The sequence below is a fragment of the Chitinimonas violaceus genome, from assembly GCF_052601015.1.
Map to the genome: position 1 here is coordinate 1 of NZ_JBQXDJ010000016.1, position 24977 is coordinate 24977.

The 24977-nt window shown below is 55.7% G+C and carries 19 protein-coding genes and 1 pseudogene; 2 read left to right on the forward strand and 18 right to left on the reverse strand.

Annotation, left to right across the window (positions count from 1 at the left end):
* Positions 1–165: pseudogene (locus ACUHMQ_RS07685) on the forward strand (IS5/IS1182 family transposase); the annotation flags it as partial.
* Positions 166–169: 4 nt separating this feature from the next.
* Here ACUHMQ_RS07685 and ACUHMQ_RS07690 read toward each other — a convergent pair.
* From ACUHMQ_RS07690 to ACUHMQ_RS07720, 7 genes are all read right to left on the reverse strand, one after another.
* Positions 170–463 (reverse strand): C2 domain-containing protein, encoded by a 294-nt coding sequence (locus tag ACUHMQ_RS07690; protein ID WP_445294871.1) that lies wholly within the window; start codon positions 461–463, stop codon positions 170–172.
* 78 nt (positions 464–541) lie between these two features.
* A complete protein-coding gene (locus ACUHMQ_RS07695; RefSeq protein ID WP_445294872.1) occupies positions 542–1330 on the reverse strand; it encodes an OmpA family protein in 789 nt (262 codons plus the stop codon).
* Positions 1331–2326: a type VI secretion system-associated protein TagF gene (tagF, locus tag ACUHMQ_RS07700; RefSeq protein WP_445294873.1), complete on the reverse strand. Its 996-nt coding sequence runs from the start codon at positions 2324–2326 to the stop codon at positions 1331–1333. It abuts the gene before it with no gap.
* Positions 2323–6078 carry a type VI secretion system membrane subunit TssM gene (tssM, locus tag ACUHMQ_RS07705; RefSeq protein WP_445294874.1) on the reverse strand — a complete coding sequence of 1252 codons (3756 nt, stop codon included), beginning with the start codon at positions 6076–6078 and terminating at the stop codon, positions 2323–2325. Before tssM ends, tagF begins: the two co-directional genes overlap by 4 nt.
* A 117-nt stretch (positions 6079–6195) precedes the next feature.
* Entirely contained in the window at positions 6196–7650 is a 1455-nt protein-coding gene (locus ACUHMQ_RS07710; RefSeq protein ID WP_445294875.1) for a hypothetical protein, read from the reverse strand.
* Between the two features lie 46 nt (positions 7651–7696).
* Positions 7697–7966, reverse strand: coding sequence for a PAAR domain-containing protein (locus ACUHMQ_RS07715; protein ID WP_445294876.1), 270 nt, complete (start codon positions 7964–7966; stop codon positions 7697–7699).
* Positions 7967–8249: 283 nt separating this feature from the next.
* The gene (locus ACUHMQ_RS07720; protein WP_445294877.1) at positions 8250–8825 is read right to left on the reverse strand and encodes a M15 family metallopeptidase; all 576 of its coding nucleotides are present in this window, start codon (positions 8823–8825) and stop codon (positions 8250–8252) included.
* Between the two features lie 451 nt (positions 8826–9276).
* Between ACUHMQ_RS07720 and ACUHMQ_RS07725 the strand changes: the two genes are divergently transcribed.
* Positions 9277–10035: a hypothetical protein gene (locus ACUHMQ_RS07725; protein WP_445294878.1), complete on the forward strand. Its 759-nt coding sequence runs from the start codon at positions 9277–9279 to the stop codon at positions 10033–10035.
* A 123-nt stretch (positions 10036–10158) separates the two neighbouring features.
* Here the strand turns inward: ACUHMQ_RS07725 and ACUHMQ_RS07730 are convergent, their stop codons facing one another.
* The 11 genes from ACUHMQ_RS07730 to ACUHMQ_RS07780 all read right to left on the reverse strand — a co-directional run bounded on the left by ACUHMQ_RS07730 (position 10159) and on the right by ACUHMQ_RS07780 (position 24901).
* Positions 10159–11241, reverse strand: a complete 1083-nt coding sequence (locus ACUHMQ_RS07730) for a nucleotidyltransferase domain-containing protein (RefSeq protein ID WP_445294879.1) — start codon at positions 11239–11241, stop codon at positions 10159–10161.
* The gene (locus tag ACUHMQ_RS07735) at positions 11238–12188 is read right to left on the reverse strand and encodes an HprK-related kinase A (protein WP_445294880.1); all 951 of its coding nucleotides are present in this window, start codon (positions 12186–12188) and stop codon (positions 11238–11240) included. Before ACUHMQ_RS07735 ends, ACUHMQ_RS07730 begins: the two co-directional genes overlap by 4 nt.
* An 82-nt stretch (positions 12189–12270) precedes the next feature.
* Complete coding sequence (locus tag ACUHMQ_RS07740) at positions 12271–12558, reverse strand: HPr-rel-A system PqqD family peptide chaperone (RefSeq protein WP_445294881.1); 288 nt, start codon at positions 12556–12558, stop codon at positions 12271–12273.
* Between the two features lie 35 nt (positions 12559–12593).
* A complete protein-coding gene (locus ACUHMQ_RS07745; RefSeq protein ID WP_445294882.1) occupies positions 12594–13172 on the reverse strand; it encodes a hypothetical protein in 579 nt (192 codons plus the stop codon).
* A 237-nt stretch (positions 13173–13409) separates the two neighbouring features.
* Positions 13410–14174, reverse strand: a complete 765-nt coding sequence (locus ACUHMQ_RS07750) for a S1C family serine protease (protein WP_445294883.1) — start codon at positions 14172–14174, stop codon at positions 13410–13412.
* Positions 14175–14371: 197 nt separating this feature from the next.
* Positions 14372–15430, reverse strand: a complete 1059-nt coding sequence (locus ACUHMQ_RS07755) for an SDR family oxidoreductase (protein ID WP_445294884.1) — start codon at positions 15428–15430, stop codon at positions 14372–14374.
* Positions 15418–16698 (reverse strand): nucleotide sugar dehydrogenase, encoded by a 1281-nt coding sequence (locus ACUHMQ_RS07760; RefSeq protein ID WP_445294885.1) that lies wholly within the window; start codon positions 16696–16698, stop codon positions 15418–15420. The genes ACUHMQ_RS07755 and ACUHMQ_RS07760 overlap by 13 nt, the downstream gene beginning before the upstream one ends.
* A gap of 231 nt (positions 16699–16929) precedes the next feature.
* Entirely contained in the window at positions 16930–19701 is a 2772-nt protein-coding gene (gene prsT, locus ACUHMQ_RS07765; protein ID WP_445294886.1) for an XrtA/PEP-CTERM system TPR-repeat protein PrsT, read from the reverse strand.
* Positions 19702–19742: 41 nt separating this feature from the next.
* Positions 19743–21101: a PEP-CTERM-box response regulator transcription factor gene (gene prsR, locus ACUHMQ_RS07770; protein WP_445294887.1), complete on the reverse strand. Its 1359-nt coding sequence runs from the start codon at positions 21099–21101 to the stop codon at positions 19743–19745.
* Complete coding sequence (gene prsK / locus ACUHMQ_RS07775) at positions 21098–23212, reverse strand: XrtA/PEP-CTERM system histidine kinase PrsK (protein WP_445294888.1); 2115 nt, start codon at positions 23210–23212, stop codon at positions 21098–21100. The genes prsR and prsK overlap by 4 nt, the downstream gene beginning before the upstream one ends.
* 294 nt (positions 23213–23506) lie before the next feature.
* A complete protein-coding gene (locus tag ACUHMQ_RS07780) occupies positions 23507–24901 on the reverse strand; it encodes a TIGR03013 family XrtA/PEP-CTERM system glycosyltransferase (RefSeq protein WP_445294889.1) in 1395 nt (464 codons plus the stop codon).
* Between the last annotated feature and the right edge of the window lie 76 nt (positions 24902–24977).

The window sequence follows — 24977 nt, forward strand, 5'->3', positions numbered from 1 at the left end:
AATGCCGATTTGGATAAGTGGTTGTATCGCTACCGGCATTTGGTCGAGAACGCCTTTGCGAGGCTGAAGCATTACCGTGCAGTGGCGTTCCGGTTCGACAAACTGAAACGGAACTATGAAAGCATGGTTGCCATGGCCTGTGGGTTTCTATGGCTACCTATGTGAAACGTCAACAGACCCTAGTTCCGGCCAATGGCATATGGCCCAGCTGAATTTGCGGTTGCGCAGCTTGTTCGGCCACCGTCGCGCCCGGAGGAAACCGGTCTGCATCGGGCAGCGGCAGGCCGACGCTAGGCAACGGCGCGCCGATGATCTGCTCCAAGCCATCCACCCGTTCCACCAGCAATGCATCGGGCCCCAGCTTGGTATGGATGCGATACAGACGATCAGCACTCTGCCACTGGCCAAGTTGGGCCTGGTACTGGCTAAGCAATTGACCGGCAGCGAAAGACAGCGGGTACATGATGGCTCGCTTCGTAAGGTATGGCTGTACTTCAAACAGATTCGAGCCTGGCTAGGGTGATATCCGGGCTCGATAAGGCTATTGGCTCAAGTTGAATTCGATGCGCCGGTTGCGACGCCGGCCGTCTTCGGTATTGTTGGGTGCAACAGGACGGTCCGGCCCCATACCGATAGGAATCAGGCTGTCGGCAACAATACCTTTCTGAACCAGATACGCTTTGACCGCATCGGCACGCGCCTTGGACAACACGACGTTGCTATTGCGAGCGCCTTGGCTGTCGGTATGGCCAATCACCTCAACACGACGGCCGTTGAACTGCTTGAGCGCATTATTCATCTCATCGAGTATGCCTTGTCCGGCTGCGGTGATCTTGGCGCTGCCGCTTTCGAATTCGACAATGCGGTTCGCCAAGGCCTGGTCCAATACCGCCTGCTCGGCCATCGTCACCCGCAACTGGCTTTTGACCACATAGGTCGGATTCAAGGCGCTGGCGATCTGGCTGGTTACCTGCTGCCGGTTCGCGTCGCTCGAAACATCGCCCTTCACATTCACCGTATTGCCGTTTACGCTCAATTCGCCCCGGGTTACAGCCTTGAGCTGCGGGCTGATCAACGCCTGCACGTATTGGGCCCAATTGGCAGGCATGATCACACCACCAACGCTGATCTGGTCAACCACACGCTCAGCCCCATAGACCTCGCGCAGGCGGTTCAAAATAATGGTTTTGGTGGCTTGGTCGGGCACCGCGCCTGTCACAGTGATGACCTGATTATTATTGTCTGCAGGGGCGGCTACCGGGTCCGCCTGCAACGAGCCGGCCATAAACAGGCCAGCGCCCAGCAGGAATAGAGATCGGCGGATAATCATTTACAACCCCAGAAAAACTTCATTGAAGGTAATGCGCAACTGTGCCAACGACAGCTGTGGGTGATCGGCATAGCTTGCGAGCTTACGGCAACCGGCATCGCTATCAAGATAGTCCTCCACCCATTCGGCATCGGCGATATCGATCAGATAGTCGGTTGCCGAATCCGGGCTCAGCACCGCGGCCAATGCTTCAGATGCCGCACCGGCAAAGCCCACCAGCAGCACCGATTGGTTACCGCTACGGCTGAGCAATGCGGACAACTCGAATTCATGCCGCTGCAAAAAGCCCACCACCAACCCCAGCCAGAAGCAGGCCATATAGGCATTGGTATCGGCTCTGCCTGGCAACGGAAACATCAACCCCTTGTTCAGGTCTTCCGCGCCTTTGGCAATCAGCGGCTGCAACAGCACACCCAGCGCCAGCACGGTACGGCGCAGCGAAAACTCGGGCCATGAAGCACGGACTTCACGGTCGATCTGCTCTATCGCCTGGACCTGAAGCCATTCTGCAAATAGACGTTCATCCTGGCTGCCATCAAGCTGCAACCCATCGGGATGCGGGCCTATCGCGCCCAGAAAAGCTTCGTCGGAAGCGGCCTGCCGCGCACGCAACCCAAGCAGTTCAGCCGATTGCCAGCAACGCGACAGGCGTAACGGCGCAAGACCGGTGAAATCGCGCGGGCGCTCCACTTCAAACTGTGTCGCCAATACAAAGGGGAAGCGCCGCTCCGCATTGTCCATGCTGGGAGTAAGCACACCCGCCACCGCAGTACGCGCCCGGGTGCCGACAAACATGAAGCGCACCGGCGGCGCATTGTCGTAACTCAGCTTCCAACGTGGATCGGGCGCCAGCATATCGAGCGCCAGCGAAATCCACTGGTCGAACACATTCATCAACCCACTGCCGGTGCCGCTGCGGACAAAGTCCCCCCGGGCGGGAAACTTGCCGAAGTAGTAGAGCTCGGGCTGAGCGGTAAGGATATTCGTCAGATTCACGCACCTGCTCCTGTCGCCCGCGTGGCGAATTCGCTGCCGACGATGGTTTGCGGCAATGTCAGGCCTTGCAGACCCTGGCCCTGGCGGGCGCTGCCGCTGCCATCCACCTGCGGGCTGCTGATAATGCGGAAGTTGACCGATACCGCCACATTGCCATTCGCCCACGACAATTCAAACAAGCCCTGCTCTTTCTTCTTGCGCTGGGCTGCGCCGATCATCTTCTCCAGACCGAAATTGCCCGGCACGTTCAAGAGCTCGACAGCGCGGCCATCGAAAGTGGTGGCGGTGATCTTCACACCGGGCGAGCCGCTAGGATTGGGCCAGACAAAGCTGTTCCAGGCTTGCATGCCGTTCCGGTAACGCATGACTTGGCCATCGATCTCGATGGTGTATTCCGACAGGCCCGGGGCCGACATCGGCATGATCTGGAACTGGGTCTGGTTGCTCGTAGCTGCCGTCGCACCACCGCCGCCCCCACCAGCCTGTGCCGATACATAGCGCGGGAAGTCCGCAACGAAGGCTGGCGAGAACTGAACACCCATGTCCGCCCAGGTGCGGGCGCTCAGCATATCGCCACGGCGTACTGCCAATGGGCCGATGGACTTTTCAGTGAACTTGGCGATTGCCCCTTCCGGACCAAAGATGGCGGCAATTTCCTGTGCGCTTGCTTCAACGCGCGAGTTCGCAACAAAGGGATACTTACCTGCCAAAGACTTGCTGAAGGGCTCGTAAACCTGCGCGGTCCAGGTACGGTTGATTTCCGCTTCGGAAGGCTTGAGCAGCACTGCGAAGGATTGCATCAACGGGCGTACCAGCATCGGGCGCATCGTCACCTTCGCGCTGTCCGACACCCCATTCAACATCTGCTCATCCACATATTTGAGCGCCTCGGCGAGCTCCGAACCGTTGCCATCCAAGGTTTGGCGCATCAAGGTCGTACTGCCCGGGCCGATGTCGCCAGCATTCTTGATCTGGTTGAAGCGTGAACGCAGCTTGCTCAACAGCTCCAGATAACCCCTCATCAGGGACTGATCCTTACTCTCGCCACGAGCACGCATCAGGTGGCCCACAACGGCGAACTCACGGCCGATCGGTCCCATCGGCACTGCGCCGGGCTGGGCTGGGATGCTGGCCGTACTACCTGTTTGAACTGTGCCGCTAGGCGCACGGCGCAGAATGACTTCCTTGAACCAGCCGACAAAACCACGCTTGGCCTGCGTCAAACCGGCATCCACGAGGGATTGGTTATCCCACGAGGTTTCGCGGTAGAGGGTATCCATCAGCTTGGACAACGGCGACAGCGTCGGATCTCCCAGGCGATTCATATTCGTCACGGCCTGGTTGAAATCGGCAAACTCCGCCACAGTGACGTTCTGGACAAACTTCTGCCATTCACGCACATAGTCGGCCTTATACATGGCTGTCAGCGACTTCTGGATCTGCTCCGGGCTGCCTTCCAAGGTAAGGTCTTCACGGACCGCTGTTTTCAATACCCAGTCACTCGCCTGGGTTTCCTTGAATGCAGCATCCTTGACGGCGTTCTGAACGTAGCCTTCCCACGCTACGCGGGTGAAGACACCGGGCACAATATAACTGCCGGCAACAATGCCCTTGCTCTCTTCACCCACTATCGCAGCCACCGTGATGGCCGGGAAGCGCGCCGCTGCGCGCAGTTTGATTTCCGCGTACACACGCTCCCTGGCGGGCAAGCCCTTGACCACGCGGCGCAACGATTCGCGCGACTGGTCTACAAGCGCCAGCTGGTTTTCAATCAGCGGGAAATCCGGCTCGGTGGTTTGAGACAGCGTAAAGGTCAGCAGTTTTTCTGCGCTGCGGATCATCGCTTCGCGCGACATGCTGCCCCGGTGGCTTTCCAGCCAGCCGCGCCAGAAGCGGGTAATCTGGTCATTCAGGTGACCAGGATCGAGCTTATCCCGGTTGGCCAGCATTAGGTAGGTCTTCAGCGCGTTGTAGCCATCATCAACATTGCTGGGCGAGGCATCCTTGTAGGGCTGGTCCCCGCCTTGGGCAGCGGTCTGCACCGGCTTGGCGCTCTGTTCCTTCAAGCTGCCAGCCTGGGCGTTCACGTCTGTCAGGAACGATTCGAGATTCGTGGCGACCGGCTTGAGCATCAACTCCTGTACGCCATGGAAATACTCGCGGCGCAGCTTGGCTTCCAGTACGTCCCCCTTGTAAAGGCCAAAGCCCAGCGACAGCGGTTTGTCATCGCGGTATTTATGCAGCTGGACAATACGGTCCTGCAGAATCTCCATCGCCTCCAACCGCACCGCAAGATCGGTGTGGCCTTCCTGCAGACGCACGACCTTGTCGAGGTCGGCCTGCACATTGCTCAAGAGGCGCTGATTCCCGATGTAGGACGTGGTCCAACCCGCCAGGAGCAGACCCAGAACCGCCACCCCGCCAAAGAAGCTGGCATAGCGTATCTGTTGCTTTCGGCGGCTGGCGTACTGACGTACCAAGGCTTTGTCGGCAAAGATGACTTTGGAGAACAAGTCTTTGAGGAAGAAGCCATGACTGGCATTGAAGCGTTGTTCACGTTCTTCGCCGCTTACATGCAAATCAAAGCGCGAAGCCATCCGCTCCGTCAACGGGCTGACCGCACGGCCCTCCTGCAAGGCGCTGGTGAAGTAAAACCCACGGAATACCGGCTTGAACTGGAAAGGATTCTCCTCGAACAAGGTGGCGATGAAGGTACGCAACGCAGGCCGGATGGCGATGAATTCCATCGGGAAGGTGAGCAACCCAGGTGACATCGCCTGCTTGTGCTGCATCGACATGCGAACAGCGCTCAAGTCCTTCAGGCCTTCGCTCAAATGCTCGAACTGGGCATCGAACTGGGTAACTGCATCGACCGGCGCTTCGGCCTTGTAAGGCAGCGTCGCACCCCACACCTGCTGCCATTCGCTCTCATCACTGGCTTCGAAGAAGTCGGTAAAGCCCGCCAGGAGGTCCATCTTGGTGAAGACAACATAGACCGGTGCGAAGACTTCCAACTTCTCGGTCAGCTCCTGCACGCGCTGGCGCAGGTTCTTGGCTAACTGGATCGCATGTTCCGGACGATTCTGGCTCAGCTCGGAAATACTGACAGCGATCAGAATGCCATTGATTGGCGCTTTGGGACGGTACTTACGCAGCAGGCCCAAAAAGCCGAACCATTCGTTACGGTCTTCATTCTGTACCGAATAACGGCCAGCGGTATCAAGCAGAATACCCTCGGTGGTGAAGAACCAATCGCAATTACGTGTGCCACCAACGCCTTGAATCGCAGCTGCACCTTGCTCGGCAAACGGAAAATGCAGGCCCGAACTCTTGATGGCCGAGCTTTTACCGGCAGCAGGGTTACCGATGATCATGTACCAGGGAAGCTCGTACAACGCGGCACGGCCCGAGGTTTCGCCCAGCTTGGAATTGCAGATGGTCTTGATCGCATCCTCAAGCCGGCCACGCAGACGATCGACCTCGCTCTTACTGGCATCCTGCGCATTGTTTGCCGAATCGGCACCCTGGGCAGCGAGCATGACGTTCAGCTGTTCACCCGCCTGGGCTGCCTTATGGCGGCGCAACAACCAATACACCACCCATGCAGCAATGCTCAACGTAAGCACAATGGTCGGCAACACCATCGACCATTCAAAGACAGCAAACAAGACAAACAAGAGGCCACCGGCAAGCAACACCGCCAGCAATGAAATTACGCGTAGATCCCGGAAAAACCTTGCAAGCCAATTCATTAAAAAATCATCCGAGTTAAGGATTAAATATGATTCTATTTACGCTAATAAAAGGTAGCGCATCGGTAAGGCTATTAACGAACAAATGCGCTGCCAAAACGAAAACTAACCCTGGGCTTACACCACGTTTGCACCGGCAGGCTCCGGCGCAGCGCCTATAAGGCAAAGCCCGCGCTCTACCCAGCCGTCGTTCAAGACCAGCATAGTGGGCAAACCTTGCTCCACCGCCATCTGGCAAGCCAGGGCATAACTGGCTAAGCGCCCACCCATGTTTGCATCGCCCGTCGCGCTACGTACATGGACCACTTCATTCGGCTGCAGCGACATTGGTGCGGCGGTCAACAAGGAAGCGACTTCTGCAGCTTCCGGCCCCAAGCCCAGTCCACTGCAAAGCCACCCCGTCTCGACGGGTAAAGCACGCTGGCCAGTACGTTGACCAAACAGATTGAGCAACACCTTGGCGGCATGGGGCCGCGTACGTGCGATAGCGTCGCACGGCGCAAGATCAGCCATGCCAAGTTGCGCAATCGGTGGAAAGTCCGCCAGCTCAAATGCTGTGTTGGCAAGCAACAAGGCGGCAGCAGATTCGCCAGGAATATGGATGCCACCGCGATCCCCTGCGTCATCACTGAACAGACCATCGTTAAGCGACTGTTGGCAAACACTGGAACCCGCCGCCAACAAGAGCACCACAACGGGTTGGGACAACACAGCCAGCTCATCGACCACCGCATTCAGATGCCGGGACAAACCATTCACCGCCATAGGACGGATTTCCACCTGCAGCTGGGCTGTGGACAAACCGAACCTTGCCAGCTGGTCGTTCAGCCAGGGTGCGATAACCACCTCTGCCGCCGCATCCATGCCGGGTTCCAGCAGCAGCTGCACGCGCAACAATGGCGGTACGCATTGAGCGGCTTCCATCTCAACCGGTTCGGGCGTCACTTCGCCCAACCAGGCTGGGTTCAGCTCTGCTGCACGCTGTGGCTGCCGAGGCCGGACAAATGGGACCTGTGCTGCAGCCAGTTGCGTCAATACGCCCTCCAGGCGGTCGATCACGCTTGCCAACAGGGCAAGCGCACGTTGCCGGCCGGCAAGCGGCGCATTGTCGGCATCGTGCTGCCATGCAGCTGGCAACACAGTCAGATCAAGGTCTGGGTATCGGCGCGTCACCAAAGGAAAGCCATTGGGATCGCACAGCTCGGTATCGAGTGGAGGAACGGGCGCAGCCTGCAAGGCATCGGCGATTTCGCCCAAGGTTTCACCCACAGGAGTCGCCACCTCGGCTGCAATCACGTTAAGCATGGGCAATGAAGCAGCAACTGGTTCAGCATTGGCCGCAGGGGCCGCTACAGCAACCGGTGGTGCGGCAAGACGTGCCTTCCTGCGCCGCCACAGCCAATTCAAACCCAAAAAGGTAAAGAAGATAGCCAGTGGCAATACCAGCAGATAAAGCACGATGTCTTCAGTGCCTGGTACAAGGTGGATTTCCTGCCAATAGAGGATCACTAACCCCCAGGTGCCTGCACACACCAATGCCAGCAGCAGTAAGGCCCGTAAAAACTTAGCCATGGATTACGTTCAGCAATAGGGTGGATAACGATGCGTGCATGCCAGATCAAACATGGTCGAGCACTTGAAACTGGGTCGCAATCAGGGATGCCCCACACGCAGTGGTGTCGCCATGTCGCGCCAGTGGCTTGCCATCGATCAGATGCGTAAAGTCGCCGCTCACAATGACGCAGGTCCCGTGGCCGGGTATCGGGCAGGAAACCTTGTCGCCAACGCGGGCAACCGGCTTGCCATTGATTGTTGTTGTCATCGAGCCCTCCAACACGGTACCGCCGTGGCTGGTTGGATCTCCCAATAATATATAGGGCTTACCCATTTATTATTCCTCCCTGCAAAAAGGCTGCGCCTATTTGCAAACTTGCTGTGCAGATGATCAGGACCTATGTGCTGCTCGTAACAATTCTTGAACTTGGCCAAGTTCGAAGAAATGGCAGCCGAGCGTGGGTCAAGGCGTGCATGCTATCCCAAATCGCCGATCAATCAATATCCATAGTTGAATGCTTATGAGCGTGCCAATTCAATATAGGGCACCACAATCTCTATCCACATGCACCCATTTCTTGACGCTGTTCAGTGTCACGCCCGTTACAAAACCACATTTACTTGGCAGGCTCTGCCACAGGCTTACCCAACGCGCCTTTACGGCGCAGTTCAACGTGGCCGAAATCCATCATCTTCCAGCGCCCACCCCATACCAGACCCAGTGATTCCGCCACTTCGCCATATAACTCGTAACCCCGCATAGCCCAGGGGTCTTTTTCCGAAATCACCAGTTTGCCGTTGCGCAGAAACGCACAGTCCGCCGCCAGACCGTATTGATGGTAGCTCTGGAACGCCCGTGCATTGGACACCTGCGGTCCCATGGCAGCCAAGGTATTCTGCCTGCTCGGACTCCGATACCCTTCCAGAATGGCCATCTTGTAACCATGCTTCTCTTCCATCATGCGAAACGCCACCAGAAGGCGCTGCCGAAATTCCTCGTCCAGCAGCATCCAGTCCCGGCTCGCAGAAACCAGCATGGGGCGGACCATTTCCACTTCCTGCGTCAAAAATGCCTCTGGCGGCAAAGGTGGTGGCGGAACCAGCTGCTCACCACGCAATAGCTGCGCTATAACGGCATTTTCCTCTGCAGGTAGATCTTCATATCCACCCGTGCCGATTTGATTGTTCAACATTGCTACTAATATTAGGGGAGTGATCAGTACGCACAGCGTGGCAAGTAATAACCACCTGTTTTTAAGAACTGCATTAAACAGGTTTTGCAGTCTACTGCGACTACCCTCGCCTACCGAGCTTTGCAAATCACCCAGGCTTGTCATACCCGCGGTGCGCTGCTGTTGGAACCTGAAACAAAATTGGGACCAAGCCTTTGCAATGCGTTCACGCAAACCGGCAGAAAGCAGTAATAAACCCGCCATCAGCACCAACAACAGCAATACACTGGCAGAGAATATAATTAAATAATTTTCGTACATTCTGATTTGACCACTACTGCATTCACGCGTTACTTTTGTCTCATTATTCTTGCATGATTCAGTGCTGGAACCGCAGCGTATTTGGCAAGACAGGTCATCACTATATAAAAATCACCGGTGCCAAATAGCGACACCTTTGGATTAGACATCAATGAAATCAACCCCAAAACAACCGGGCAATCAGTCATCCCGTCCGTCGCTATACAAGCCGGACAGCACCTCTTCATTCAGCGTCCTGGATGCGGCAACCGTCCAAGGCGGGCAAAAGCGCACCAAGACCCCTGCTGCAAAGGAAAAAACTGCTACCCGCTTATGGCCATGGGCCGTAGCCATAGTCGTTGCAATTCTGGCATCGCTCATCGTTGTCGTTCTGCTTTTTTCCTCTCACGAAGCCGAAGCGCCAGTCATTACCCACGCGCCGGTATCTGCACCTGCGACTGCCAAAGTACCTGAGGCACCAGCCGTTCCCCTGAGCGAGACTCCAGCCCTCAGCCCGGAAATCGGTAAGCCTGCATTGGTTGAGCAATTGGAAATGCCCCAGCAGGAAAGCCCGACGACAGGGGCTGACCCGATGGCTATCCTGAATGCTGACCATAGCCAACCCAATGCGCCCCAAGTTGCTGGAACACCACCTGTCGCAAAGTCTGCCTCAGCGCCTCCCGCTTCTGCGAAGCCCAATATAGCCAAGCCGAAGGCTGCCGGTAAACCGCGTGAAATGCCGATGGAAGACCCAACCAAGGCACAACGCGATGTGGATGTGGATTTCATGGAAGCCGTGCTGAGCCGTATGCCGAAGCCAGCTCCGCGTAACGAGCCTAAGCCAGAACCCAAGGCAGACGCCAAACCTGACCATAAGGCAGAGCCCAAGCCAGAAGCTCCGCATGAGCCTAAACAGCCCGAAGCACAGTAACCCGCTCGAAGTGCCACATCAGACTACGTGGCTTGTCTGATGTGATAGTCGATACTCCCTAGCTATAGCTATAGCTATAGCTATCGGCCAGTCTATCTTCGCATTAACGCCGATAGCGTGTGGCTAGGTGCGCTCAGGCAAATAAGGCTTGATCGCTTTGCGCAGCAGATGCGGTATCAGCAGCTGTACCGGCATACGCAGCCAGTGCCCCCTGACATACAAGCAAAAGCGTGCCAGCCTGTCGCCCACTCGTTTGGCCAGGGGGTGGCGAGGCCTTAGCGCACGTAGGATCAGCGCATCCATCAGCAAACGGACAGGCATAACAGGACCTGCTTTTTGTAGCGCTGCCCTGCTCGCTGCAGGTACAGGTGTTTGCCACGTGTGCATGCTATAGCGTACGGCATAGTAAAGCGGCCGTTGCAGTTCCAGCTCGTGCGCCCGGGCGATCAACCGATCAAAAAATGCCGGCTCCTTGCCAAAATGCCGCAACAGACGGTCGAGATCGAACAGATCCCGCATGCTGCTTTCCCATTCGCTTTCATGGAACAGATGACAAGCACTATGAATGACCATATCACACGGTGCTAGCACGAATACCCCCTGCTGTTCCGGCAGGGGAACCGCATCGGCGTGCAGCTTGGTCGGATCGGGGTGATAGCGCGCTGTAGGGGGCAGAATGGTGTGGTGGACGTCCAATACATTCTGCCGTTTCTGATGCATCAAAGGCGGTAACTCGTGCATCCACTCCCGGTAATAGCGGTTGTCGTAGGCATCGTAGTGCGTATTGATCCATCCCTGCCAATAAAGGCACGCCTCCACATCATCCAACCGCTTTTTGGGCACCAGGATATCGACGTCCCCAAAAAATCGGCCATGCGAAGACGGCAGGTCGGCCATGGCATATGCCGCGCCCTTCAATAGCACAACGCCCACACCAAGCGGCTTGAAAGCCAGCTCCAAACGCTTCACTTCCCAGGCCGCTGCACGACGATTAGCAACACATTGCAAGTAGGCGGAGGCCAGCCGCGCCTGTACAGGTGCCGGCAAGGCTGTGATAACCGATGCAGCCTGTAATTGAGCGGCAAGGCTGCCCGTCAGCAATGCAGTGTCGGAAAGTCGTAGCACCGCATCCCATTCGTTGAGCGCCCATCCCGTTGAGCTGGTAGGGTCGATCAGAACGCGGCTAAGCTTGGCAAAGGCGTTCATGGCATACGCTCGGCTAATTGCGGCGCGGGTTCGGTAGCGATGGAGGTGGTGGCCAGACCATCGAAGAAGCTGATGGCATCGGCCAGCCGACTGTACTCGAACCGATAGGACGTCGCCTGCCGCATCAACCCAACCAGGGTGTCAAAGCCTTGCTTGCCATGCAGGCTGTAATTGAATGCCTGTTCCGCCAGCTTCAATACAACTTGGGTAGCAGCAATGGGTTCAGCCTTGGTTGCCGCATCGGCTTGGTAATTAGGGAAGGCAACCCAACCTACCGGTACGCAACAATCCTGCTGATCAATACTTTCCAATGGCGGCTTGGCATGCGCTACAGCGCCCTTTTGTGTATCCATCACAACAGGCGTAAAGATAAGATCCGGCCGTAACGATTTGATCACTTCAATCGAACGGTTCTTCAAACTGACTGGCCTAGGTAAAGGCTGAATCCATCCGTCATCCAGTCGAATCAGCGTCAGCTCATCCGATAGCAATCGCCACCCACCCCCATAGACCAACCCCGCGCAAAGCGTGCTCTTACCCGCCCCACTATGACCCGGCAGTATCAACGCCCGTCCGTTTTTCTCCAGCACAGCTGCGTGCAAGATGAGATATTGGTTTGCGTTCTGGCTGACACACCAATTCATACCCCACTCGAACATGGCATAGGCTTGTTCGACAGGTAGAGGGAGGAAGGGCATCCTCAGGTCCGACCAGAATTGCACTTGGGGAAAAATCCATCGCCGGAACCAGGGCGAAGAAAGATTCACATGGAAATCGGCATAGCCCGGCTCAGCCAAAAGATAGTCGGCATAGGCTGTGGCCAGACCATGCACAACAGTGGAGAAACGGGATTGAATACGACAGACGAAGGGACCTGTCCGTATATAGAGAGCATTATGGGCAAGTTTGTCCTTAAGCGCTGCACGGGTAAGGTCGCGTACCCTCATGCTGCTATCCGACTATGGCCAAAACACACACGGTAGATCGGCACCAAACCCATGCCTTTGGATAAGCTGAACGCTGCCCACATCACTGCGTATCGCACTCAATCAATCCAAGGCCGTATAGGTCCGATAGGCGCTCATCCACTTGGTCCTGTAATGTCTGGTCAACGGCAAGCCCAAGCCCGGCCGCCACACCAGCAACCAGCTGCGCACTGTCTTGCGCTACCGGTGAAAGCAAACCGAGCAGAAAACCCGCGAAGGCGTCCAATACAAATGTATCGCCCGCGCCTGGGTGGAACACCAGGCAGTCTTCATCGAAATGGCGGATTTCCAAAGGAAAGCTCGAATGAGTAAACCAAAATGCTTGTCGCATTGCGGCATTCGGGGGCATCAACGCTTAATCAAAAGCTAGTGATAGGTATCTTCGAAGAATTTCTTCGCATCGGCTTCATACATCTTCTTACCGGTGGAAGTCAGGTAATAGCCCACAGTGGAAATGTCATTCCAGATCTTGATGACATCACCCGTCTTGAGCGCGTAATCCGCAAACCCGCTCATGGCATTTAAAAGACAGGCGATCGCGTGGAAAGCAAAACTGCCAGGATAGTCGTTCAGCACCGTCTGCATCGACTTGGTGCCGTAGTTATACTTGCTCTTGCTGGTAAATACGCTGTGGAATTCTGTGGTTGGGGTATAGGGAGCAGGCCAGGTTGTATGATTTTTCCAATACCCGGGGCTCAACCCACCGCAGCTTGGGCTCTGCCCTGGCTGTAGCGACACATTGCCCGACATGAAACCAGACGCAGAACATCTCCGTGCCGCACCCATTACAGGCCGGCTTGCCAATGACATCAATACGGGTGCAACTGCCGCACCTTTGATAAGCCGGCGTCGGGCGGCTGCCCGAATCCTATCCTCATCCTCTTGCACTGGGGACGCATTACTGAGTCCGTCGAGCTGAGGTTTATCGTGCTGCGTATTATTCATAAACACCTCGAACCTCTATTGTTGGCGGCAATGTTACGCCGAGGTCAATTCGCCTATGTTCGCCAAACAGATCCTTGCCAACTACCAAAAGCGCAATCTGCGACGCTATTCAAGCAAAATACAGACCAAACTCCAAAACCACTTTGTTTATCATGCACTTAACGAGAAATTTCTCTTTCAAGCCATGATGGAATTCGAGAAACTGTAAAAAATGTCGACATCCAACATTTTGTCTGCTCAGGGTTCTTTCAACATCCCAATCAGATAGCGTACAGGGATCGCGAAGCTGATGCCGGAGGGTTGGCTAAGCACAGCCTCTTTGCTGGCTTTCACAAAAACCATGTTCAGAATGCCGATTACAGTACCACTTTCCAGATCAAAAAGCGGCCCGCCGCTGTTTCCTGGATAAGCGGTGGCATCCAATTGATACACTTCGAAAGCCCCGGACTTCAACCGGCGGATCGCCGCTTCGTTCAATTGTCGCGCGTTTCCCCCCGGAAGTGCGACTGGGGTGATAGCCGAGATGATGCCCCGGTGGGTTACTGGCGACAACCCCAATACTGCGCCAATCGGAAACCCCATGAATCCGACGGACTGCCCTTCCCGAATAGCGCTGCTGTCCTTCTCCAGGCTCACCGCCGGCAATGGTGCACCATCCAACTCAAGCACTGCCAGATCATAAGCAGGGTCACGCTGCCGGACCTTGACCTGCCTCAAATTACCTGTGCCTGGGCCGCTCGCAATCTGCGCCATGAGGCGCTCGCCGTTGGCAACATCCAGCACTTCCGGTACCACATGGCCATTTGTCGCGACTAATGTGCCGTTACCTACCGCAAAGCCGGTGCCATGCATCATGAACGGCGGGCTGCGCGTGGCTTGGTAAGTACCGATCACCACAATCGAAGGCTTCAGGCGGGCAATCACATCTGGCAGTGACTCTGCCGCCCTGCCCATACATGGCCATACCAATAGCATCAGCAGTGCGAGGTAGAACCTAAACAACACCGTACCCCTAACTCAGCTCGTATCTACATGGCTCCCAGAACTCATCCACGATTCTACTGCGCGACTGTGAATAGATTCTTACAAGCCAACCCAGGCTGGCATTGTGAACAGATTTGGGGGAAATCAAAGCATAAACCAGCGTAACACCAGGCTTTGGTGCGATTTTTGCCACGCAGACACCCGAAAAACGACAGCTAACTCTGGCTGAAATGTCCTACATACCACGGCATGGCAACGTGTATACCGGACTGCAGGTCGTGGCTGGGCTTGTACCCCAGCAGTGTCCCTGCTTTTCCGATGTCAGCTTGCGAGTGCCTTACATCACCGGGCCGGAACTCCCCATACACTGGGGTGGCTGCAGCAATACTCGGGTGAGTCGGTTGAAGCGCCGATTTCAGAATTGCAAACAGGCTGGTCAACGTGGTCCGGTCGTTGACCGCAACGTTGTAGACTTGATTAATCGCCGCGGCGTCTGTGGTCAGCGCCGCCAACAGGTTGGCCTGCACTGCATTGCCCACAAAGCAGAAGTCGCGGCTGGTTTCACCATCGCCGTTGATTGTTACCGGCTCACCCAGCAGCAGCGCACGCGTCCAACGGGGAATTACTGCGGCGTACGCGCCTTCCGGGTCCTGCCTAGCGCCAAATACGTTGAAATAGCGCAGGCCAATCGATGCAAAGCCGTAACAACGACCAAACACATCGGCGTACAACTCATTTACAAGCTTGGTCACGGCATAAGGCGAAAGCGGTCTACCTATCGTGTCCTCCACCTTGGGCAAACCGGGGTGGTCACCATAGGTGGAGCTGGATGCTGCGTATACAAAACGCCGTACCTTGGCGTCCCGCGCTGCGACCAGCATATTCAGGAATCCATCGACATTGGCTGCATTGGTAGCAAGGGGGTTCGCCAGAGAGCGCGGCACCGACCCCAGCGCTGCTTGATGCAACACATAGTCCACGCCCTGGCACGCCGCTTGGCAAGCTGCCGCATCGCAAATATCAGCCTCAACAAAACGAAAGCGCGCCCATTGCGCAGGTGTTACGAGCCCCTGCACTTCCGTCAAGTTACGGCGATGCCCTGTAGCGAAATTGTCCAGACCTACAACTTCCTGGTCGAACCGAAGCAAGGTTTCAACGAGATGAGAGCCGATAAAACCGGCACACCCAGTAACCAACCAGCGATTGGGCTGGCCGGACAGTCGGCCCTGCAACTGCTCCAGCACAGTAGAGGAAAGCCCGCTCATAGCCGCCATACCGTTACACCTTGCGTGCCTAGTTGCTGCGCATCAAAGAGGCTCTTCACATCCGCCAGCACCCCTTTGGCCTGCAACTTGCCTACATAGTCGGACAAGGGTCGTTGCTTGTATTCCTTATGCGCAACAGCCACCACCAACGCCGCAGCAGGTGGCAGCTGGTTCCATGGGGTCAGCTCCACACCATACTCGTGTATCGCTTCACCAGCGTCTGCAACCGGGTCGTGCACCAGCACATTGGCACCATACGACTGCAATTCACGGATGACATCAATCACTCTGGAATTGCGCAGGTCCGGGCAATCCTCCTTGAACGTCAGCCCCAGCACCACAATGGGGGCATCCTTTACCTGCCATCCGTTACGCACCAGATTCTTGATAGTCTGCTCGGCGATGAATTTGCCCATGCCGTCGTTGATCCGCCGGCCTGCAGTAATCACCTCCGGGTGGTAACCGAGCATCTCGGCCTTGTGAGTCAGATAGTATGGGTCCACCCCGATGCAGTGGCCGCCAACCAAGCCTGGCCGGAAAGGCAGGAAATTCCACTTACTGCCAGCTGCCTGCAACACTTCAAGTGTATCGATGCCGACCTTGTCGAAAATAATGGCCAACTCATTCATCAGGGCAATGTTGAGGTCACGCTGCGTGTTTTCGATTACCTTGGCAGCTTCAGCGACCTTGATGCTGGAAGCGCGATATACCCCGGCTGTCACCACAGCTGCATAGGTTTCTGCTACCAAATCCAATGTCTTCGGCGTATCGCCCGACACCACCTTGATGATCTTGGTCAGCGTCCGCTCCTTATCACCCGGGTTGATCCGTTCCGGCGAGTAACCCACGAAGAAGTCCGTCTTCCACTTCATACCCGAATGCTTTTCGATGATCGGAATGCAGACCTCCTCAGTCGCACCAGGGTAAACCGTCGACTCAAACACTACAGTCGCGCCGCGCTTAAGGTTCTTGCCAACAAACTCGGATGCGCCGACCAATGGACTGAAGTCAGGTTGATGCGCCTCATCCACCGGTGTAGGTACCGCCACGATAATGAAGTCTGCCTGTGCCAAAGCCGCAGGGTCGCTGCCTACCTTGAGTTGGGTTGCGGCACGCAAATCTTCAGTACTGACTTCCCCGGTCGGGTCGTTGTACTGCTGGTACTGCTCAATCTTCTTGGTGGAAAGATCAAACCCGATGGTAGGCATCTTCTTGCCAAACTCCACCGCCAACGGCAACCCGACGTACCCAAGACCGACAACCGCAACCGTAGTCATGACATGTTCCCCTGCTTGAATATTGATTTAATTTGGCACCCGTTCCCATCCTGCGCTACGGCACCAGAGTACGGGCTACTGGATACAACGGTTCCATTTCACAACCTGCTACGAGCAGCTGTCCGCAAAGTAAAGTGCAACGCAGAAACCAGAATGTACCTGTGTACTTAAGGCTTTCGAGCAGCACATAAGCCCTGATCACGGCTGCGCAGTAAGATCGTAAACAGGTTCTTACAGCGTCTTGAGCAGCTGGCCCACCTCCGCCTGCGCAGGCAACTTGTCGCCAAGCTTGGCCAAACCTTCCAACTCCTTACGCGCCTCACCCTTCTGCCCAGCTTTGATCAGCGCCTTGGCCAAATTCAATCGTACCTGGGGCGCCTCGGGCGCCAATGCAACCGCCTTCCTCAACAAGTCCAGCCCGCGGGTCGCATCGCCTTTTTCCACCAGCAGTACACCCAATGTATCCATCATGGCAGGCTGATCCGGCGCAAGCTTCCATGCCTGTTCGGCATAGCTCAATGCCTGAGGATCGCCAAACTGCGCAGCGGTCCAGGCCAGATTGTTGAGCAACACCGCGTCACCAGGGTGCATGGCCAATAACTTCTGGTAGTACATGGCTGCAGTACGATAATCAGCTTTCCGGCCCGCCGCCTCAGCAAGGTAAAGCGGGAACGCGCTGTCTTTAGGGTGGTCCTTCAGCCAGCTTGCCGAAAAGGTGTCTGCACCGGCTGGATTGGTCTTGAGCAGTAAATCATGCAGCCGAATTGCCAATAAGGGTGCATCGGTCTGTTTAAGCCCCTGGCGATAGACCAGCTCAGCCTCCGGCCAGGCTTTGCTCGCAGTATGCACATTGCCTTCCAGCACATAGCCTACAGCCTCTTTGGGGCGATCTTTCTGCAAAGCACGCGCACCAGACAAGGCTTCCTTAGTACGGCCGGCTGCCAAGTCCAGCATGACGATGCCGTGTTGCGCTTCGAGCAGATCCGCCTTGACGCCCAGGGCACGCCGCAGGCTGGATTGCGCACCGTTGTTATCCTTCGCCTCCAGCTGTACCTGGGCCATGCGCAGATAAGGCTGCGGCGAACTCGGCAACAATTGCGCCAGTTTGTTGAATGTCGCCATGGCCTGGTTCACATCGCCTGCTGCACCTTGCGCACGGCCTACGATATCGAGTATCTCCGGTTTTTCCGGCAAAGCACCCAATGCATCCTGGGCGGCAGCCAGCGCGCTCTTAGTATCGTGACTGCTGAGATAGCTGGAGATCAACACCACACGTGGGCGAACCTCGTTGGGTGCTGCGGCTACCGCCTTGGTGATCGTCGCGATCACTTCGCTACGCTTGCTGCCCGATTTGGCCTGCAGTTCCGCCAGCGCCAAAATGGCCTGGAAGTTTTTTGGGCTGCGCGCAATCATCGCCTCAAAGCGCTTCTTGGCTTCTGCTGGCTTCTTGTCCCGCATATCAAGACCAGCCAGATTGCTGGTTGCCGCGAAGTCGTTCGGCTCCTTGCTCAATGCTTTTTCAAAACTCTTACGCGCACCTACCGCATCCTGCTTGCCAAGCAAGGCGGAACCACGCAGATTGTCCGCCAACGCGGCTTTCGGCTGCTTCTCTTCCAGCTTGGCAATCGCCGCCAGCGCCTGGTCGAACTCCTTCTGACGTAAATGCGCCGTAATCAACGCCAGGTCGGCATTGATGCTGTTATCCACCTCTACGGCTTGCTCGAGTTCTGCAATGGCTTGTCTGCTATTGCCCTTGGCCATGTGAGACATCGCCAACGCCGTACGTTTTCTGCTGCTCTTCGGGTCCAGTGCCGAGGCTTTGCTGAAGTAGGCGGCAGCCTTGTCGAGATCCCCTGCCCGCACAAATACTTCACCTGCCAGGGCCAACATATTGGAATCGGTTTCGATCTTGCCCAGCAACGGCTCTATCGTGGTTACCGCCTTGTCGGTCTGCCCGCTATGCAAGTAACTCATCACCAGTGCACGCCGCGCAGCAAAGGACTCCGGCATGCCTGACAACACCTTCACCAAGTGGGATTCCGCACGGGTATAGGACTTCAACTCATATTCAATCGCGCCCGCCAACTGCAAGCCAAACAGGTTATCCGGTACGACTGCGAGGAACTGGTCGATGGCTTCCTTGGCGGCAGGGAATTTGCGCTGCTGCAACGCCAGCCTTGCCTCAAGCAAGCGGGTTTGCGGGTGTTTGGGCGCAAACTTGCGCAGCTGGTCCAACTGCTTGCTGACTTCATCGAGCTTGTTGTCGTCCAACCAGCGGGTCATCAACGCGACATGCGCTGGCAGGTAGTCCGACTTGGCATCAAGCGCACGACGATACGCCGCGATAGCCGCATCATTTTCCTTTTGCGCTTGCAATATGTCGCCCTTGATCAGCCAAGCCTCGTATAACTTGGGAGCCTTGGCCAGCACACCCTCGATCATGGTCATCGCACCAGCCAAATCTCCACTGGTCGCAACCATCTGCGCCTGCCCGACAATGGCGGGCTGGTAATCCGACTTGGCATCGAGCGCTGCTTTGAACGCCGCCGCGGCAAGTTCCGACTTCTCCTGAGCGAGATAGGCACGACCTAAGGTCGCCTGCAGCTCGGCTTTGCTCTCTGCACTCGTCAACTGGATCTTTGCAAATTCGTCCGTCACCTTCTTAGACAAACCCTGTGCCAGCAAGGCCTCAGCCAGCAATGGCACTGTCTGGTCGGCCGAATAGTTCAGGTCCTTAGCCTTGCGCAGCTCTACCTCTGCCGCCCTGGGATCATCACCATCGAGTAAAGCCTTACCCAGCAGAAACCGCGCTTCAGCGATATTTGGGTCAACCTGCAGCGCATTCTTCAATTGGATAAGCGCCGCTTTATTGTCTTTCTGAGTCAGATACGTCTTGGCCGAAGCAAGCATGGTTTCTGGGTTTTCCTTGTTGCAACCCAGTAAAAGCAAACTCATAAACAGTGCGGAGGCAATAGGCCTACGGATGGGATACCGGTTAGTCACAGTGGTCTCGACGTCGTGGGTTGTTCGAATCTGATCCGGCGTTACTTCAGGCCGAACCGGTGCATCAAATCGTAGAGCGTGGGGCGGCTGACTCCCAACAATTCAGCGGCCTTCACCACATTGCCATCCACACGCCCCAATGCCGCGATCACCACGCGCTTTTCCGCATCATCCCTGGACTGGCGTAGATCCAGTACGGCTGCGTCACTCGCCTCCTGTACTTCCAGGCCGATGTCATCTCGGGTGATCTGATTGCCGTCGGCCATGATCACTGCACGTTTGATGCAATTTTCCAACTCACGTACGTTGCCCGGCCATGTGTGCGCCTCAATCGCCCTTACCGCGTCTTCGCGCAATACCATCGCGCCACGCTTCTGCTCTGCGGAAAAACGCCTGACAAACGCATGGGCCAACAAGGCTGAATCCCCCTGCCTGGCACGTAAAGGAGGTACATTGACGACAATCTCAGCCAGGCGATAGTACAGGTCCTCACGAAACCGGCCTTCCTTGATCAACGTCCTCAGGTCCTGATGTGTGGCGCAGACAATACGGATGTCGATAGGAATTTCCGTGCGACCGCCCAAGCGCTCGATCACCCTCTCCTGTAGGAAACGTAGCAATTTCGCCTGCAAACTAGGCGGGAGGTCCCCAATTTCATCAAGCATCAGGGTTCCGCGGTTCGCCGTCTCGATCTTGCCGGGTGTGGTTTTTGCCGCACCGGTGAACGCCCCCTTCTCGTAGCCGAACAACTCGCTTTCGAGCAGATTGTCGGGAATCGCAGCGCAGTTGATAGCCACGAAACGCTCGCCACGCCGGCTGGATGAGTCATGCACCGCTCGCGCAAGCAACTCCTTGCCCGTACCACTCTCCCCCAACACCAGCACCGTTGCGTCGCTCAACGCCACTTTTTCTATGGTACGGCACACCTTCAATAGTTCTGGGTCACGCGTTACCAACCCCGAGAGCACATCCGGCTGTTGCATCTGCTGTAGCCGGCTGTTTTCCTGTTGCAAGTCATACAGGTGATAAGCCCGGTTGATGGTGAGCCCCAGCATCTCTACTTCAAACGGCTTGGAAAAGAAATCGTAAGCACCAAGACTTACCGCACGCAGGGCATTGGCTCGGTCGTTCTGCCCAGTCAGTACGATCACTTTGGTATCAGGCGCCGTTTCCAGCATCTGCTCCAACAGCTTGAACCCTTCCGACACTGAATTCTCATCAGGCGGCAGACCCAGGTCCATCGTGACAACCGCAGGTTGGTGCCGCCTCACCTGTATCAGCGCGCTTTCCCTGTCGCCCGCAGTCAGCGTCTCATAGCCATCAAACGCCCAACGCAACTGCTTTTGCAACGCCGGGTCGTCTTCAACAATCAATAACGGCCGCAATTTATCCGCGCTCATCTCGCCTCCGATGGTGTCAGGCTGTTATCTTTGTACTGGGCGGGTTCGAACAGGGGTAACAACAGGCTAACCTGCGTCCCCTGATCAACCACGCTGTCGACCAGTACCTTGCCGCCCAACTCTTGCACATACTGAAAACTCTCATAGGCCCCTATGCCCATACCGGCAGGCTTGGTGGTTTGAAATGGCTTGAAGAGGCGCTCCCGAAGGAACTCGGCGCTCATGCCGTGACCCGTATCGCCAATCTCGACTCTGGCCTGTTGCCCCTGCCTACCCAACCGTACCCAAACCCGCCCAGTCTCGGGCGTGGCATCCAGTGCATTCTGAACGATATGCCCGATAACCCGCTCAATCCTGTCTTCATGTACCCGTGCAATAACCCTTTCCTGCAGTTCTATGTCCACTTTACGCAACTGTGCTGCCTTCGCAGCCTGAATACGGCGAATTACTTCACCCAATTCCACCCCGCGCGGGCTATCAATCGGCGTAGCGCCCTCGCGCAGTTGCATCATCAGCTGCCGCATCCGCTCCACTGCATTTTCGACCGTCATCAGCATATCCTGCTGAAATTCGGGGTTGTCTTTGTGGCGTTCCGCGTTCTTCAACATCAAGGCCAGTTGGGTCACGATATTCTTGAGGTCGTGCACCACAAAAGCCGACATGCGATTGAACGAATCAAACTTCCTGGCTTCCAGCAAGGCTGCGGTCGCCTGCATCTGCCCAAGAAAGGCACCTGCCTGTCGCCCCGCCGTCTTCAATAGATCATTGACTTCCCAATTCACATCGACCTTGGTACGCGCCGTCGCCAAGATCACAAAACCGATCAGTTCCGTTTGCGTACCAATCGGGATCACCAACCAGGCATTGGGAATATCGACCAACCACGCAGGCAACAATAATTTGTCGTAACGCCCTGGCAGGGACCGGTATTCCTCGAGATTAATGACCCAACCACTGTCACCCAGAAACTTGCGTAATGAGCTATCCAAGGGTTCTGTCGCTGTAGATGGCGGCAGATTCCAGGTGGCGGCCGGCGCGAAATGCCCAGCCCCATCATCCCTGAGCCACAACGCGCCAGCAGGGCTCTCCACCATATCGGCTAAACCACGCACAACCTGCTGACCAAGTTCTGTCGAACCACCTTGGGAAGATAGCGTTTGCGTAAAGCGCAACCACTGCTCGCGGTAATCGTAGCGGTAACTGAAGAAATGCTTGCCAATTTGCACACGTAGCTTGGCGCGTATCGATTCAGACAGGGTAAGAATGCTCAAGATCAGCATTGCCGCACAGAGCACGGCAAGTTGTAAGGCACGTCCCCATTCGCCGCCAAAGTAACGTACGTAATAGCCGGCACCTGCCACCAGCAATAAATAGATGCCAACACCGATCAACGTTGCGGACTGCAATGCGGCCCGCTTGGACAACACGATCCTGGCTTTCCAGTCCTTGCTGCGTATGGTGGACATCGCAATCAGCGGTGCAGCCAGAGTATGCACAAACCCACGGATACTGAATGCATCCGCATCCAGGCGGGCAAAGAGCAAAGCGTCGGAGTAAAGATACAGATCAAAAAGAGACGCACAGCTCAAACCCAGACACAAGGGCTTGATGCTCCAACGTGCATCGGGCGAAACATTACGGTACAGCTGCTCGACCAGCACCAGCGTCAGGATGCTCAAGGCAAGGGAATCGACCAATGTCAGATGATTGGACAGCGCACTGTATGCCGGCCCACCGAAAACCATCAGCAGTTGTGCACCAAGCCCGGCGACCACCAGCGCAACCGTTATGCCTGCCAAGTAATACAAACGCCGCGGAAGACGATCGTCGGTAGCGGGTTCAGTCTTGAGCAGCACCACCAGAAACCCACACCACGCACCGATTCGTAGCAGATCCAACAAATGTGTGCTGAGCAGGAAAAGCGGCGTTCCCCACAAACCAAACAACACGCCGCACCAAGCCCATAACGCAGAAAGACCCGCTGCGGTGAGCACATATCCACTCCGCAAGCCGTTTCGCGCGCTGTTGAACAAGTACAGCCAAAATACCGTATAGACGAACCCAGCCAGGCCATAACTCCAGGCTGCAACTGTTGCAGTATGTGCATCCATCTGGGCGCTCAGGAACCTTTGCTTACACGATCAGAAATTGACTCACGCTTTATAGACGACAGCGCTTTAAAAGGGATGTACCACCAGGAAGGTTGCTTGCAGTTACCAAGCAACACGTAGGTTCTAAGGATCTGTTCCACACCTGTAATGCACAAGCCTTAACAGGGTACAGTGCAAGGCCGGAATCAAAATGCACTTTTGTACATGAATGATTTCTAGCCACACATGAGCCCCGTTAAGGCTCGCGCGGTAAAACTTAGGTACATCTCACAACCAATGCACTAATCAACCTGATCAATTCGCGCCTTTACCCGTCAATACCACACCCACGGTCTCAAACAAGATGACCATGTCTAAAAACAGGGTGTGGTTCTTTACGTAGTAAAGGTCGTACTGCAGCTTCTGCAGCGAATCATCAAAGGAAGCGCCGTAGTGGTAGTTGACCTGCGCCCAGCCCGTCACACCAGGCTTGACGCTATGCCGTACCGCATAGAACGGGATTTCCCGCGTAAGCTGGTCAACAAAGTAAGGGCGTTCAGGACGCGGGCCCACCAAACTCATTTCCCCGATAAGCACACTATAGAGCTGCGGCAATTCATCGATACGCAGCTTGCGGATCACACGCCCCACCCGGGTAACACGCGAGTCATTCTGGGACGCCCAACGCGGTGTGCCGTCACGCTCGGCATCATGCCGCATGCTTCTGAACTTGATCACATTGAATAGGCGGCCATTCAGCCCAACACGTTCCTGCTTGTAAAGAATCTTCCCACCATCTTCCAAGGCGATGAGAATCGCAGTTACCAACATTACCGGTAGCGCCAATAGCAACAGGATCGACGATGCAACCAGATCGAAAATCCGTTTTACAACGGTACGTACCCTACCTTGCCGGAAGCCATCGCCAAAAATAAGCCAGCCAACACGAAGCGAATCCAAACGGATCTGGCCCAATGCGCGTTCGAAGTAGCTGGCCAAATCCAGAACCCGCACACCCGAAAGCTTGCAGTCGAGCAGTTCACGAAGCGGCAATACACCACCACGACGTTCTTTAACTGCAACGATAATTTCGTTTACCTTCAATGCACTTGCCGTATCGGACAAAAGCATTTCACGGGAAAGCAAAGACATGCTGGGAACAGAAGTTTCGGTATCGGTCGGGCTGGGATAAAAGCCCATGATCTGGATATCCGGGTCGGATTTTCTCAGTACTGCGCCAACGGTTTCCGCTTCGGCACCGGCACCAAAAATCAATACGCGATTCGTCAATACATGAGAATGCGATGCGCCATCAACATTATGTGCGGCGTACAACCGGTATGCGACGGTACCAAATAAAGCGGTAAGCCCCGATAACAGCATCAATTCACGATTAACATCGCGTGCCGCCATCCCTTTAAATACCAAATAAGCCAAAGGAACAGCCAAGCAAAGCGACAATATCGCCCTGGCTTGAGATTGCGCTACGGTACGGCTATGAGCACGCCGATAAAAACCCAGCAGCGCATTTAAAGCAATCATCATCATGGCGAAAATCATGGCGAATAAAACCGCCTTATCAAGACTTCCACCGTGTTCTTGTCCGATCCAAAGTACAGCCATCGCCACGCAAGCAACAGGTACCAATAAATCAAGCGCTATCTGGATAATTGTTTTCCAGTGGAACCAATGACTGAACACTTTAATCACGATCGCCCCCTTGCAAGAACCACGTCGTAAACACGCTCTTCATTCTTCCAAATACGCCGGCTCAGACAATTTTTTT

Coding starts and splice junctions, on each gene's coding strand:
- ACUHMQ_RS07695 (WP_445294872.1), bottom strand. CDS start 1,330: ATGATTATCCGCCGATCTCTATTCCTGCTGGGCGCTGGCCTGTTTATG.
- ACUHMQ_RS07710 (WP_445294875.1), bottom strand. CDS start 7,650: ATGGCTAAGTTTTTACGGGCCTTACTGCTGCTGGCATTGGTGTGTGCA.
- ACUHMQ_RS07735 (WP_445294880.1), bottom strand. CDS start 12,188: ATGAGGGTACGCGACCTTACCCGTGCAGCGCTTAAGGACAAACTTGCC.
- ACUHMQ_RS07720 (WP_445294877.1), bottom strand. CDS start 8,825: ATGTTGAACAATCAAATCGGCACGGGTGGATATGAAGATCTACCTGCA.
- ACUHMQ_RS07690 (WP_445294871.1), bottom strand. CDS start 463: ATGTACCCGCTGTCTTTCGCTGCCGGTCAATTGCTTAGCCAGTACCAG.
- ACUHMQ_RS07755 (WP_445294884.1), bottom strand. CDS start 15,430: ATGGCGGCTATGAGCGGGCTTTCCTCTACTGTGCTGGAGCAGTTGCAG.
- ACUHMQ_RS07725 (WP_445294878.1), top strand. CDS start 9,277: ATGAAATCAACCCCAAAACAACCGGGCAATCAGTCATCCCGTCCGTCG.
- prsR (WP_445294887.1), bottom strand. CDS start 21,101: ATGAGCGCGGATAAATTGCGGCCGTTATTGATTGTTGAAGACGACCCG.
- ACUHMQ_RS07745 (WP_445294882.1), bottom strand. CDS start 13,172: ATGAATAATACGCAGCACGATAAACCTCAGCTCGACGGACTCAGTAAT.
- tssM (WP_445294874.1), bottom strand. CDS start 6,078: ATGAATTGGCTTGCAAGGTTTTTCCGGGATCTACGCGTAATTTCATTG.
- prsK (WP_445294888.1), bottom strand. CDS start 23,212: ATGGATGCACATACTGCAACAGTTGCAGCCTGGAGTTATGGCCTGGCT.
- ACUHMQ_RS07730 (WP_445294879.1), bottom strand. CDS start 11,241: ATGAACGCCTTTGCCAAGCTTAGCCGCGTTCTGATCGACCCTACCAGC.
- ACUHMQ_RS07760 (WP_445294885.1), bottom strand. CDS start 16,698: ATGACTACGGTTGCGGTTGTCGGTCTTGGGTACGTCGGGTTGCCGTTG.
- ACUHMQ_RS07715 (WP_445294876.1), bottom strand. CDS start 7,966: ATGGGTAAGCCCTATATATTATTGGGAGATCCAACCAGCCACGGCGGT.
- ACUHMQ_RS07740 (WP_445294881.1), bottom strand. CDS start 12,558: ATGCGACAAGCATTTTGGTTTACTCATTCGAGCTTTCCTTTGGAAATC.